The following is a 12102-nucleotide window of genomic DNA, read 5'->3' on the forward strand; positions in this document are numbered from 1 at the left end:
GGCCCCCGGCGCTGCCTGCTCGGTGGTCGGCTCGGCGGGGTCGGCGGCGGGGTCGGCGGCGGCCGGGGTGGCCGGGTCGGGGTGGGCCGTGCTCACAGGGTGCTCCAGTCGTGGTCGGGGTAGCGGTGGACGGGGGCCGAGACGTCGTCCAGCGCTTGGCAGATCTCCTCGGGAAGACTAAGGGGCTCCACCGACAGCGCCTCGCTGAGCTGCGCCGATGTCCGGGCGCCCACGATCGGCGCGGTCACGCCCGGGCGGTCGCGCAGCCAGGCCAGGGCCACCTGGAGCGGGGTCACGGCCAGGCCGTTCGCGGCGGTGGCGACCGCGTCCACGATGCGGGCCGCGTCGTCGTCCAGGTACGGGTCCACGAAGCCGGCCATGAGCTCCGACGCGCCCCGCGAGTCCGGCGGGGTGCCGTCGCGGTACTTGCCGGTCAGTACGCCCCGACCCAGCGGGGACGACGGCAGCAGGCCCACGCCCAGGTCGAGCGCCGCCGGCAGCACCTCGCGCTCGACGCCCCGCTGGAGCAGCGAGTACTCCAGCTGCGCGCCGGCGAGCCGGGTGCGGGTCCCCGGCGCCGCCAGCTGCCAGGTGGCCGCCTTGGCCAGCTGCCAGCCGCTGAAGCCGGCCACCCCGGCGTACCGCGCCCGGCCGCTGGCGACGGCCAGGTCCAGCGCCTGGAGGGTCTCCTCCAGCGGGGTCAGCGGGTCGAAGGCGTGGACCAGCCACAGGTCCACGTGGTCGGTGCCCAGCCGGGCCAGCGAGGCGTCCAGCGCCGCCAGCAGGTGCCCGCGCGAGCCGTCGGCGCGCCGGACCGGGTCCGGCACGCTGCCCGCCTTCGTCGCGATCACCAGGTCCTGCCGCGGCACCAGCGCGCCGACGAGCCGGCCGAGCAGGTACTCCGCCTCCCCGCTGCCGTACACGTCGGCGGTGTCCACCAGCGTGCCGCCCGCCTCCCAGAAGGCCTTCAACAGGTCGGCGGCGGCCTCCTCGCCGGTGTCGCGGCCCCAGGTCAGCGTGCCGAGGCCGAGCCGGGACACGCGCAGTCCGGTGCGGCCGAGATGCCTCTGCTCCATGAGCGCTGAGACTACTGGGGCGCTGACGCGGGAGACCCGGGCGCGCTAGAGTCCCCGCAACCAGAACGTTACTGCTCGGTAAGGGGACGACACATGCGGCTCGGCATCAATCTCGGCTACTGGGGCGCGGGCATGGACGCCGACAACCTCGCCGTCGCCCAGGAGGCCGACCGGCTCGGCTACGACGTCTGCTGGGCCGCCGAGGCCTACGGCTCCGACGCCCCCACCGTGCTCGCCTGGGTCGCCGCGCAGACCGAGCGCATCGACGTCGGCTCGGCGATCCTCCAGATCCCGGCCCGCCAGCCCGCCATGACCGCCATGACCGCGGCCACCCTCGACTCCCTCTCCGGCGGCCGGTTCCGCCTGGGCCTGGGCGTCTCCGGCCCCCAGGTCTCGGAGGGGTGGTACGGCGTGAAGTTCGACAAGCCGCTCGCCCGCACCCGCGAGTACGTCGAGATCGTCCGCAAGGCCATGACCCGCGAGCGGCTCACCCACGAGGGCGAGCACTGGACCCTGCCGCTGCCCGGCGGCCCGGGCAAGGCGCTCAAGCTGACCGTCCACCCCACGCGCGAGCGCATCCCGCTCTACATCGCCGCCATCGGCCCCAAGAACCTGGAGCAGACCGGCGAGATCGCCGACGGCGCCCTGCTGATCTTCCCCGCGGCCGCGCACCTGGAGGAGACCGCGCTCCGCCACATCCGGGCCGGCCGCGAGAAGGCGGGCCTGACGATGGACGGCTTCGACGTCTGCCCGACCGTGCCGCTGGCCCTCGGCGAGGACGTGACCGCGCTCGCCGACATGTTCCGCCCGTACACGGCCCTGTACGTCGGCGGCATGGGCAGCCGCAAGCAGAACTTCTACAACCAGCTCGCCTGCCGCATGGGATACGAGAAGGAGGCCGCCGAGATCCAGGACAAGTACCTGGCCGGCGACAAGCAGGGCGCGGCCGCCGCGATCCCGCACTCCCTGATCGACTCCACCACCCTGCTCGGGTCGGTGGAGCGCATCGCCGACGGCATGCGGGCCTACGCCGACGCGGGCGTCACCACGCTCACCCTCGCCCCGGCCGGTTTCACGCTGGACGAGCGCCTCGCCGCGCTCCGCGCCGGCACCGAGGCGCTGGAGCGCGCCGGTCTCGCCTGAGGCCGGCGGCGCCTGGACGGCGCCGGACGGCCCAGCGGCCGTGGTGGGGGCTCGGGGGTCTTCCCCGCCACGGCCGTCATCCCTCTCAACGCGCCACCGCCCCGCCGGGTTACGCGCCGGGGTCCACCCCTTCGCGTCGTCCGTCCGGCCGAGTCGCGCGACCCCTCGGTTGCCGCCCCCGCCGATCCGCTCTTGAGTGGAAGGCGACCGAGCCCGGAGGTGGTCGCATGCTCTCTGCCCGCAGCCTGTTCCAGGAGATCGTCGACAACGACGACGCCTTCCAGCTGTTCTGCTCCGTCGCCGCGAGCGGGGAGAGCCAGGGCGGCTGGGAGAACGCCCGGATCGCCGCCCTGGTGCCGCCGAGCATGCGGGAGATGGCACCCAAGATCGCCCGGCACGGCGCCGACGAGGACAAGCACGGCCGGATCTTCCAGGCCCTGCTGCGCAAGCGCGGCCTGCCGCCCGTGCCGGTGCCGCCCGAGACCGACTACACCATGCTGCTGGAGCGCCGGGGGATCGGCCTGCCGCACGCCAAGCTGCGCCGCGACGAGCCGCTCACCGAGCACGACATCGTGGTCTACCTCTCGCACAGCCGGGTCACCGAACAACGGGCCGCCGACCAGATGGACGCGCTGGTCGCCCACTTCGGGGACCACCCCGAACTCGGCAAGGCCATCCGCATGATCAGCAACGACGAGGACAACCACCTCGCCTACTGCCACGAGGAACTGCTCCGGCTCAACCACCGCGGCCACGGCCGCACCATCCAGCGCGTCCTGCGCGAGAGCGCCCTCGCCGAGATCGCCGTCCACCGCGACGTCAGCCTGGCCGTCATGGACCACATGGGCCGGCTGCTGCGCTGGCCCAGGGCCAAGTCCGCGGCGCTGGCGGCCGGGATCCGCGGCACGTACGGCTGGGAGCGCCTGGCCGGCTGGCACCGCATGGTGGGCCTGAGGATGCCCGAACGGCTCGACGCCCTGGGCGGAGTCCCCACCACCGCACCCGAGTTCGCCTGACGCCGCCGCCCGGCCCGGGCCGGAGCACGCCTCCGCCGCCCGGCCCGGGCCGGAGCACGCCTCCGCAGCCCGGCCCGGCGCGCAGCACGCCCCCGCCGCCCCGCCCGGGCCCGCTCAGAGCCAGCCGCGCCGCTTGAACAGCCGGTGCAGCCCCACGCACAGCGCCGCCATCACCACGATCACCGCCGGGTAGCCCCAGGACTGCCGCAGCTCCCACATGTGCTCGAAGTTCATGCCGTAGATCCCCGCCACCATGGTGGGCACCGCCGCCATGGCCGCCCAGGCGGAGATCTTGCGCATGTCGTCGTTCTGCCGGACGCCCATCTGCGCCAGGTGCGCCGTCAGCGCGTCCGACAGCAGCCGGTCCAGGCCCTCGACGTACTCGTTGGCCTTGGTCAGGTGGTCCGCCACGTCCCGGAAGAACGGCCGGGCGTGCTCGGTCACGTACGGCACCGTGCCGAACGCCAGCTGGTTCATGGGCTGGAGCAGCGGGCTGGTGGCCCGGCGGAACTCCAGCACCTGCCGCTTGAACCCGTAGATCCGCGACGCGACGCCCTTGGCGTCGCCCGCGTTCGGCGCGAAGACCTCCGCCTCCAGCTCCTCCAGGTCCGCCTGGAGCTCCGCGGCCACCTCGATGTAGTGGTCCACGACCGCGTCCGCGACCGCGTAGAGCACCGCCGCCGGCCCGTGCCGCAGCACCTGCGGCTCGTGCTCCAGCCGGTGCCGTACGGCGGCCAGCGCGCCGCCCTCGCCGTGCCGGACGGTCACCACGAAGGAGTCGCCGATGAACACCATCAGCTCGCCCGTGGTCACGGTGTCGAGGTCGTCGTCGTACATCACGGGCTTGAGGACCACGAAGAGCGAGTCGTCGTAGACCTCCAGCTTGGGCCGCTGGTGCGCGTTGAGCGCGTCCTCGACCGCCAGCGGGTGCAGCCCGAACTCCTTGCTGACGTGATCGAACTCCTTCTCGGTCGGCTCGTGCACGCCGAGCCAGAGGAACGCGTCGCCGGACGCCCGCGCCTCGTCGAGGGCGTCCGAGAAGTCCTCGGGGCCTTGCGTGCGGCGGCCGTCCCGGTAAATCGCGCAGTCCACAATCACACCGCGCATTCTTCCCCGCCCGCGGCCCGCCATTACACGGGGCGCACCGCCTACCCTTGGCGGCATGGCCACGCTGATCCTCGTACGGCACGGGCGGTCGACCGCCAACACCGCAGGGCTGCTCGCCGGATGGACGCCCGGCGTCACCCTCGACGAGCACGGGGCCGGGCAGGCCGCCGCGCTGCCCGGCCGGCTCGCCGGGCTGCCGCTCGCCGCGGCCGTCACCAGTCCGCTGGAGCGCTGCCGGCAGACCCTCGAACCGCTGCTGGCCGCCCGCCCCGGGCTGCCGCTGCACACCGACGAGCGGATCGGCGAGTGCCACTACGGCGACTGGTCCGGCCGCAAACTCGCCGAGCTCGCCGACGACCCGCTGATGAAGATCGTCCAGCAGCACCCGTCGGCCGCCGCCTTCCCCGGCGGCGAGTCGCTGCGGGCCATGCAGGCGCGCGCGGTGGACGCCGTACGCGACTGGAACGGGCGGATCACCGAGGAGCACGGCGCCGACGCCGTCTACCTGATGTGTTCGCACGGCGACATCATCAAGTCCCTGGTGGCCGACGCGCTGGGCATGCACCTCGACCTCTTCCAGCGCGTCCACGTCGACCCCTGCTCGGTCACCGCGATCCGCTACACCCCGACCCGCCCGTTCCTGCTCCGCCTGGGCGACACCGGCGACTTCGGCTCGCTGGCCCCGCGCCAGCCCGACAGCGCCGCCGCTGCGGACCAGGCCACCGAGGACGGCGGGAACGCGGTCGTGGGCGGCGGCGCGGGCGCGGCCTGATCGAACGGCGCAGTAGGGTGGACTGACCGACCCGCGAGCACAGCCCCGCGCCTGCTGCCGAGACTTGGAGACTGGACGTGCCCCGTCAGGTGTTCCTCTACGATCCGCCGGACCGTTTCGTGGCCGGCACGGTCGGCCTGCCTGGACGCCGTACGTTCTTCCTCCAGGCGTCCTCCGGGCCCCGTGTCACCAGCGTGTCCCTGGAGAAGACCCAGGTCGCCGCGCTGGCCGAGCGGATGGACGAGCTGCTGGACGAGGTCGTGCGCCGCACCGGCGGCAACGCGCCGGTCCCGGCCGTCGCCCCCGCCGAGGCCGCCGACACCGCGCCGCTGGACGTGCCCGTCGACGAGGAGTTCCGGGTCGGCACCATGGCCCTGGCCTGGGACGGCGAGGCCCAGCGCATGATCGTCGAGGCGCAGGCGCTGGTGGAGCTCGACGCCGACTCCGACGAAGACCTCGCCGAGGCCGAGGAGCGGCTGCTGCAGGACGAGGAGAACGGCCCGCCGATGCTGCGGGTGCGCCTGACCGGCGCGCAGGCCCGGGCCTTCGCCAAGCGCGCCCTGGACGTCGTCAACGCAGGCCGGCCGCCGTGCCCGCTGTGCAGCCTGCCGCTGGACCCGGAAGGACATGTGTGTCCGCGCCAGAACGGATACCGGCGGCAGATCTGACCGCCGTGACCACCGTGACCGCCATGGAGGAACTGCTCACCCGTGGTGAGCTCAGCGTCCGCGGGCGCATCCGCGAGGCGTCCAACGCCGTACTGCTGTGCGACGTCACCCATGAGGGGGTCACCGCCGCGTGCGTGTACAAGCCCGTCAAGGGCGAGCGCCCGCTGTGGGACTTCCCCGACGGCACCCTGGCCCAGCGCGAGCGGGCCGCCTACCTGGTCTCCGAGGCCACGGGCTGGGGCCTGGTGCCGGCCACCGTGCTGCGCGACGGGCCGTACGGCGAGGGCATGGTCCAGCACTGGATCACCGCCGCGGAGGAAGAGTCCGAGAGCTCGCTGCTGGCCCTGGTGGAGGGCGAGGAGGCGGGGCCCGGCTGGAAGCCGGTCGCCTTCGCCGAGGTGGGCCCGGGCCGCACCGCGCTGCTGGTGCACGCCGACGACGAGCGGCTGCGGCGGCTCGCCGTCCTCGACGCGGTGATCAACAACGGCGACCGCAAGGGCGGGCACCTGCTGCCCGGCCCCGGCGGGCGGATCTACGGCATCGACCACGGGGTCACCTTCCACGCCGAGGACAAGCTGCGCACGCTGCTGTGGGGCTGGGCGGGCGAGCCGCTGACGCAGGAGGCCCGGGGAGTGCTCGGCACCCTGGCGGACGCCCTGGCCGAGGGCGCTCCCCTCGCCACCCGGCTGGCCGAATTGATCACCGCCGCGGAGCTGGCCGCCGTACGCGACCGGGTGGCGGTACTGCTGCGGTCCGGAGTGCATCCGAGCCCTTCCGGGCAGTGGCCGGCGATCCCCTGGCCGCCCGTCTGAGCTGGGCGGGCGCGGCGGGCAGCGGCGCGAGCGGGCGGGCAGCACACAACCGGGCGGACCGCAAGAGTGCTGATCCGGACAACAGTGCTGTCCGGTTCGTTGACGGAACATCCGTCCGGTTAGGCTCGACTCATGCATGCCTGGCCCGCTTCTGAGGTCCCCGCCCTGCCCGGCAAGGGCCGCGACCTCCAGATCCACGACACCGCGACCGGCGGTCTGGTCACCCTCGACCCCGGTCCCGTCGCCCGCATCTACGTCTGCGGCATCACCCCGTACGACGCGACCCACATCGGTCACGCGGCGACCTACAACGCGTTCGACCTCGTCCAACGCGTGTGGCTCGACACCAAGCGGCAGGTCCACTACGTCCAGAACGTCACGGACGTCGACGATCCGCTGCTGGAGCGGGCGCAGCGGGACGGCCACGACTGGACCGAGCTCGCCGAGCGCGAGACCGCCCTGTTCCGCGAGGACATGACCGCGCTGCGGATGCTGCCGCCGCGGCACTACATCGGCGCCGTCGAGGCCATACCCGGCATCGTGCCCCTGGTGGAACGGCTGCGGGACGCGGGCGCCGCGTACGAGCTGGACGGCGACATCTACTTCTCGGTCGAGTCCGACGCGCACTTCGGGCAGGTCTCCGGCCTGGACGCGGAGGCCATGCGGCGGCTGTCGGCCGAGCGCGGCGGCGACCCGGACCGGCCGGGCAAGAAGAACCCGCTGGACCCGATGCTGTGGATGGCCGCGCGTCCGGGCGAGCCCAGCTGGGACGGCGGCTCCCTCGGGCGCGGCCGCCCGGGCTGGCACATCGAATGCGTGGCCATCGCCCTGGACCACCTCGGGATGGGCTTCGACGTCCAGGGCGGCGGATCCGACCTGGCCTTCCCCCACCACGAGATGGGCGCCTCGCACGCGCAGGTCCTGACGGGCGAGTTCCCGATGGCCAAGGCGTACGTCCACGCGGGCATGGTGGCGCTGCACGGCGAGAAGATGTCGAAGTCCAAGGGCAACCTGGTCTTCGTCTCGGCGGTGCGCAGGGCCGGTACGGACCCGGCCGCGCTCCGGCTGGCGCTGCTGGCGCACCACTACCGGGCGGACTGGGAGTGGACCGACGAGGTCCTGGCCGAGGCCGAGGCCCGGCTGGGCCGGTGGCGCGCGGCGGTCTCCCGCCCCGACGGCCCGTCCGCGGACGCGGTGCTGGAGGAGGTCCGCGAGGCCCTGGCCCGCGACCTGGACGCCCCCGCCGCCCTGGCCGCCGTCGACCGCTGGGCCGCCGCCCAGGCCGCCGAGGGCGGCACCGACGAATCGGCCCCGGGCCTGATCTCCCGCACCGTGGACGCCCTGCTGGGCGTGGCCCTGTAGAAGCACCGCGGGGGTGGGGGGGGGGGGGGGGGGGGGGGGGGGGGGGGGGGGGGGGGGGGGGGGGGGGGGGGGGGGGGGGGGGGGGGGGGGGGGGGGGGGGGCGGGGGGGGGGGGGGGGGGGGGGGGGGGGGGGGGGGGGGGGCGCCGGGGGGCGGGGGGGGGGGGGGGGGGGGGGCGCCGGGAGGACGCCGCGAGCCCGGGTGCCCGGCTTCGTCCGCCGGGTCCCGGGCTCGCGTCGTGCTGACGGCGGTGGTCGCGCCGCAGGGCGGCGCCCGGTCCGTCCGGCCGGTGCTGCCCCGGCCGGACGGGCGCGGTCACGCCGGTCGGGTCACAGGGTGCTGGCCGCGCTGCGGATCTGTGAGGCGAAGGTGGAGACCTCGGTGTAGACGCCCGGGTAGTCGGGGCGGGCGCAGCCGATGCCCCAGCTGACGATGCCGACCTGGATCCAGGCGCCGGCGGCGTCGCGGCGGAACATGGGGCCGCCGGAGTCGCCCTGGCAGGTGTCGACGCCGCCCTGGCCGAGGATGCCGGCGCAGATCTCCTCGCCGGGGATCAGGTCGTTGCCGTAGGCGGCCTGGCAGTCGGCGTCGGAGACGAACGGCACGTCGGCCTTGAGCAGGTAGCGCTGCTGCGGTCCGCCTTCGCGGGCGGCGCCCCAGCCGGCGACGGTGAACGTTCCGTTGTTGTACTGGGTGGTGTCGGCGATCTTGAGGGTGGGCAGGTTGATGGGCTTGGCGAGCTTGATCAGGGCCCAGTCCTTGCCGGAGCCGTTGTAGCCGGGGGCCTGGAGGACCTTGGTGGACCTGACCTTGATGGCGCTGGAGCTGTTGAGGTCGACCACACCGGCGGTGGCGGTGATGGAGGTGTTGTTGCCGCTGCCGCTGACGCAGTGCGCGGCGGTGAGGACGATCTGCTGGGTGTAGAGGGCGCCGCCGCAGCCCATGGAGAGGCGGACCATCCAGGGGAACTCTCCCTGGGCGGCGCGGGTGCCGCCGACGACGGGGGTCGGGCTGGCGCTGGCGGTGGTGGGCTGGAGGCTGAGCGCCGCGAGGGCCACGGCGCCGGTGGCGAGGGTGCGCTTGACGAACCGTACGAAGGTCTTCGACACGGTCAACACACTGCCTTTCGTGGGGGGTTGGGCCGTGCGTGTCATCGGGTGAATGACGCGTTCATGTCATACCCAGGGGGGTGCGGGTGGCAAGGAGGCGTTTTCGGCCAATTCCTCGCGAGAGGTCCCGGGGCGCACACGGCACACCGCCCGCCGCACCCCGCGGCACACCGCCCGCGGCGCCCGGCGCCACCCCGCCGCGCCCACCCGCACCCTGCCGCGCCGTGCCGCACCCCGCCGCACCTACGGCACCGACCGCCGGCAAATCGGAGCAGGTGTGCGGTTCGAGCGTGGGCCGGGGTGGGTAGGGATACGGCATCGCACGAGTGACGGATGCGGGCCCGACCCCTCGCCAGGGGGCCGGGCCCGAGCCTGTGTCATTCCGCCCCGTACGGCGGCAGCGGCGCGGTGGACGCGGAGAGCAGCTTCAGGGCCGCCTCACCCGCCTCGGCCGGGGACCAGCGGGCGCCGCGGTCCGCGGTCGGGCCCGGGCGCCAGCCCTCCATGACCGTGATCCGGCCGCCCTCCGCCTCGAAGACCCGGCCCGTCACCCCGGCCGAGGCGTCCGAGCCGAGCCAGACCACCAGCGGGGAGACGTTCTCGGGGGCCATCGCGTCGAACTCCCCCTCCGCCGGCGGGGCCATCGCCGCCGCGAACGCCTCCTCCGTCATCCGGGTCCGCGCGGCCGGGGCGATGGCGTTGACCTGGACCCCGTAGCGGCCCATCTCCGCCGCCGCGACCATCGTCAGGCCCAGGATGCCGGCCTTGGCCGCGCTGTAGTTGCCCTGGCCGACCGAGCCGAGCAGGCCCGCCCCGGAGGAGGTGTTGACGACCCGCGCCGCCACCTGGCGGCCCGCCTTGGCCTCGGCGCGCCACCACGCGGCGGCGTGCTTGAGCGGCAGGAAGTGGCCCTTGAGGTGGACCCGCATCACCGCGTCCCAGGCCCCCTCGTCGAGGTTGACCAGCATCCGGTCGCGCAGGAACCCGGCGTTGTTGACCAGCGTGTCCAGCCGGCCGTAGTGGTCCAGGGCGCACCGCACGAGCGAGGCCGCGCCCTCCGCCGAGGCGATGTCGCCGCCGTGGGCGACCGCCTCGCCGCCGGCCGCGCGGATCCGGGCCACGACCTGTTCGGCGGGGCCGTCCGCCTGGGGGCTGCCGTCCAGCGCCACGCCCAGGTCGTTGACGACGACCCGCGCGCCCTCCGCCGCGAACGCCACGGCGTGCGCCCGGCCCAGGCCCCGGCCCGCACCGGTCACGATCACCACCCGGCCCTCGCACAGGCCTCCGCCGCCCCGCCCCCGGCCACCGCTCCCCCGCCCCGAGGGCCCCTGCCCCTGCCCCGTTCCGCGCCCCTGCCCCAGCGCCTGCCCCTGCCCCTGCCCGTGCCCCTGCCCCTGCCCGTGCCCCTGCTCTCGTGCGTCCTGCGGACCCATCTCACCCCTCCTTGTCGACCGTTGCCGCGTCCAGGAACGCGGGTCGTTCGCCGCCGCCGTGGACGAGCAGACTCGCCCCGCTCACGTACGCCGCCCGGGGCGAGGCGAGGAAGACCGCCGCCGCGCCCACGTCCGCGGGTTCCGCCAGCCGCCCCAGCGGCACCGTCGCGGCGACCGCCGCGACCCCCGCCTCGTCGCCGTAGTGCACGGCGGAGAGTTCGGTGCGCACCATGCCCACCACGAGGGTGTTCACGCGTACGTCGGGCGCCCATTCCACGGCCATCGACCGGGCCAGGTTCTCCAGCCCCGCCTTCGCGGCGCCGTACGCGGCCGTGCCCGGCGAGGGGCGGGTGCCGCTGACGCTGCCGGTCATGACCACCGAGCCGCGGGCCGCGCGCAGATGCGGGTACGCCGCCAGGGAGGCCGTCAGCGGTGCCAGCAGGTTGAGCTCGACCACCCGCGCGTGGCGCCGGGCCGCGCCCTCGTCCAGCAGCCGGTACGGGGTGCCGCCGGCGTTGTTGACCAGGCAGTCCAGCTGCCCGTACCGGTCGGCGACGCCGTCGAAGAACTCCTCGACGGCGGCCGCGTCGCGCAGGTCGAGGGGGACGAAGGCGGCCCGTCGCCCGTCCGCCTCGACCGGCCGGTCCGGGGGTCTGCGGGCGCAGACGACGACCCGGGCGCCGGCCGCCAGGAACGACCGCGCGATGCCCGCGCCGACGCCCCGCGTGCCGCCGGTGACGACGACGACCCTCCCGTCGAGCTCCATCGGCTGCTACCTTCCTCACCTAACAAATGTTTGGTGGAAAGGTAGCGGATCCTGCCATGGGTGTCTCCACCTCCGACCCGGACCAGGGCGTCGCCCTCGTCACGGTCGACTTCCCACCGGTCAACGCCCTGCCCGTCAAGGGCTGGTACGCCCTCGCCGACGCCGTGCGCGCCGCCGGGCGCGACCCGGCCGTGCGCTGTGTGGTGCTCGCCGCCGAGGGCCGCGGCTTCAACGCGGGCGTCGACATCAAGGAGATGCAACGCGACCCCGGCCACGGGGCGCTGATCGGCGCCAACCGCGGCTGCTTCGAGGCGTTCGCCGCCGTCTACGAGTGCGAGGTCCCGGTCGTGGCCGCCGTCCAGGGCTTCTGCCTGGGCGGCGGCATCGGGCTGGTCGGCAACGCCGACGCGATCGTGGCCGCCGACGACGCCACCTTCGGGCTGCCGGAGCTGGACCGCGGCGCCCTGGGCGCGGCCACCCATCTGGCGCGGCTGGTCCCCCAGCACCTGATGCGCGCCCTGTACTACACCTCGCGCACCGTGACCGCCGCCGAACTGCACGCCCACGGCTCGGTGTGGCAGGTGGTGCCGCCGGCGCGGCTGCGGGCCGCCGCGCTGGAGCTGGCGGCGGAGATCGCCCGCAAGGACGGCTCCTTGATCCGGCTGGCCAAGGCCGCCATCAACGGCATCGACCCGGTCGACGTGCGCCGCAGCTACCGCTTCGAGCAGGGCTTCACCTTCGAGGCGAACCTCAGCGGCGTCGCCGACCGGGTGCGCGACACCTTCGGCAGGAAGGACACGCCATGAGCGGGCACGACGCGAGCGACCGCACCACGACCG

At 74.7% G+C, this 12102-nt stretch carries 12 protein-coding genes; 7 read left to right on the top strand and 5 right to left on the bottom strand.

Annotation, left to right across the window (positions count from 1 at the left end; genetic code table 11):
- Positions 1–92 precede the first annotated feature (92 nt).
- Positions 93–1076: an aldo/keto reductase gene (locus LG632_RS18280; protein ID WP_226728406.1), complete on the bottom strand. Its 984-nt coding sequence runs from the start codon at positions 1074–1076 to the stop codon at positions 93–95.
- 93 nt (positions 1077–1169) lie between these two features.
- Between LG632_RS18280 and LG632_RS18285 the strand changes: the two genes are divergently transcribed.
- Together LG632_RS18285 and LG632_RS18290 are read left to right on the top strand one after the other, a co-directional pair.
- Positions 1170–2219 carry an LLM class F420-dependent oxidoreductase gene (locus LG632_RS18285; RefSeq protein ID WP_226728407.1) on the top strand — a complete coding sequence of 350 codons (1050 nt, stop codon included), beginning with the start codon at positions 1170–1172 and terminating at the stop codon, positions 2217–2219.
- A gap of 227 nt (positions 2220–2446) precedes the next feature.
- Complete coding sequence (locus tag LG632_RS18290) at positions 2447–3235, top strand: ferritin-like domain-containing protein (RefSeq protein ID WP_226728408.1); 789 nt, start codon at positions 2447–2449, stop codon at positions 3233–3235.
- 114 nt (positions 3236–3349) lie between these two features.
- Here the strand turns inward: LG632_RS18290 and corA are convergent, their stop codons facing one another.
- Positions 3350–4342, bottom strand: a complete 993-nt coding sequence (gene corA, locus LG632_RS18295) for a magnesium/cobalt transporter CorA (protein ID WP_226728409.1) — start codon at positions 4340–4342, stop codon at positions 3350–3352.
- A 55-nt stretch (positions 4343–4397) separates the two neighbouring features.
- Between corA and LG632_RS18300 the strand changes: the two genes are divergently transcribed.
- From LG632_RS18300 to mshC, 4 genes are all read left to right on the top strand, one after another.
- Positions 4398–5114: a histidine phosphatase family protein gene (locus LG632_RS18300; protein ID WP_226728410.1), complete on the top strand. Its 717-nt coding sequence runs from the start codon at positions 4398–4400 to the stop codon at positions 5112–5114.
- A 77-nt stretch (positions 5115–5191) separates the two neighbouring features.
- Complete coding sequence (locus tag LG632_RS18305) at positions 5192–5782, top strand: DUF3090 domain-containing protein (RefSeq protein ID WP_226728411.1); 591 nt, start codon at positions 5192–5194, stop codon at positions 5780–5782.
- The gene (locus LG632_RS18310) at positions 5746–6594 is read left to right on the top strand and encodes an SCO1664 family protein (RefSeq protein WP_374203507.1); all 849 of its coding nucleotides are present in this window, start codon (positions 5746–5748) and stop codon (positions 6592–6594) included. Before LG632_RS18305 ends, LG632_RS18310 begins: the two co-directional genes overlap by 37 nt.
- 132 nt (positions 6595–6726) lie before the next feature.
- Entirely contained in the window at positions 6727–7956 is a 1230-nt protein-coding gene (gene mshC / locus LG632_RS18315) for a cysteine--1-D-myo-inosityl 2-amino-2-deoxy-alpha-D-glucopyranoside ligase (RefSeq protein ID WP_226728412.1), read from the top strand.
- A 328-nt stretch (positions 7957–8284) separates the two neighbouring features.
- Here mshC and LG632_RS18320 read toward each other — a convergent pair whose 3' ends face one another.
- From LG632_RS18320 to LG632_RS18330, 3 genes are all read right to left on the bottom strand, one after another.
- Complete coding sequence (locus LG632_RS18320; protein ID WP_226728413.1) at positions 8285–9109, bottom strand: S1 family peptidase; 825 nt, start codon at positions 9107–9109, stop codon at positions 8285–8287.
- A 332-nt stretch (positions 9110–9441) separates the two neighbouring features.
- Positions 9442–10320, bottom strand: coding sequence for an SDR family oxidoreductase (locus LG632_RS18325; RefSeq protein WP_308108664.1), 879 nt, complete (start codon positions 10318–10320; stop codon positions 9442–9444).
- A gap of 178 nt (positions 10321–10498) precedes the next feature.
- On the bottom strand, positions 10499–11263 hold the full coding sequence (locus LG632_RS18330; protein ID WP_226728414.1) for an SDR family oxidoreductase: 765 nt from the start codon (positions 11261–11263) through the stop codon (positions 10499–10501).
- Positions 11264–11319: 56 nt separating this feature from the next.
- Here LG632_RS18330 and LG632_RS18335 point away from each other — a divergent pair, with 56 nt between their 5' ends.
- A complete protein-coding gene (locus LG632_RS18335; protein WP_226728415.1) occupies positions 11320–12069 on the top strand; it encodes an enoyl-CoA hydratase family protein in 750 nt (249 codons plus the stop codon).
- The last annotated feature ends 33 nt before the right edge of the window (positions 12070–12102 follow it).

It is taken from the genome of Streptomyces antimicrobicus, from assembly GCF_020532625.1.
Lineage (GTDB): Bacteria > Actinomycetota > Actinomycetes > Streptomycetales > Streptomycetaceae > Streptomyces > Streptomyces antimicrobicus.

Coding starts and splice junctions, on each gene's coding strand:
- LG632_RS18280 (WP_226728406.1), bottom strand. CDS start 1,076: ATGGAGCAGAGGCATCTCGGCCGCACCGGACTGCGCGTGTCCCGGCTC.
- LG632_RS18285 (WP_226728407.1), top strand. CDS start 1,170: ATGCGGCTCGGCATCAATCTCGGCTACTGGGGCGCGGGCATGGACGCC.
- LG632_RS18290 (WP_226728408.1), top strand. CDS start 2,447: ATGCTCTCTGCCCGCAGCCTGTTCCAGGAGATCGTCGACAACGACGAC.
- corA (WP_226728409.1), bottom strand. CDS start 4,342: ATGCGCGGTGTGATTGTGGACTGCGCGATTTACCGGGACGGCCGCCGC.
- LG632_RS18300 (WP_226728410.1), top strand. CDS start 4,398: ATGGCCACGCTGATCCTCGTACGGCACGGGCGGTCGACCGCCAACACC.
- mshC (WP_226728412.1), top strand. CDS start 6,727: ATGCATGCCTGGCCCGCTTCTGAGGTCCCCGCCCTGCCCGGCAAGGGC.
- LG632_RS18320 (WP_226728413.1), bottom strand. CDS start 9,109: ATGACACGCACGGCCCAACCCCCCACGAAAGGCAGTGTGTTGACCGTG.
- LG632_RS18330 (WP_226728414.1), bottom strand. CDS start 11,263: ATGGAGCTCGACGGGAGGGTCGTCGTCGTCACCGGCGGCACGCGGGGC.
- LG632_RS18335 (WP_226728415.1), top strand. CDS start 11,320: ATGGGTGTCTCCACCTCCGACCCGGACCAGGGCGTCGCCCTCGTCACG.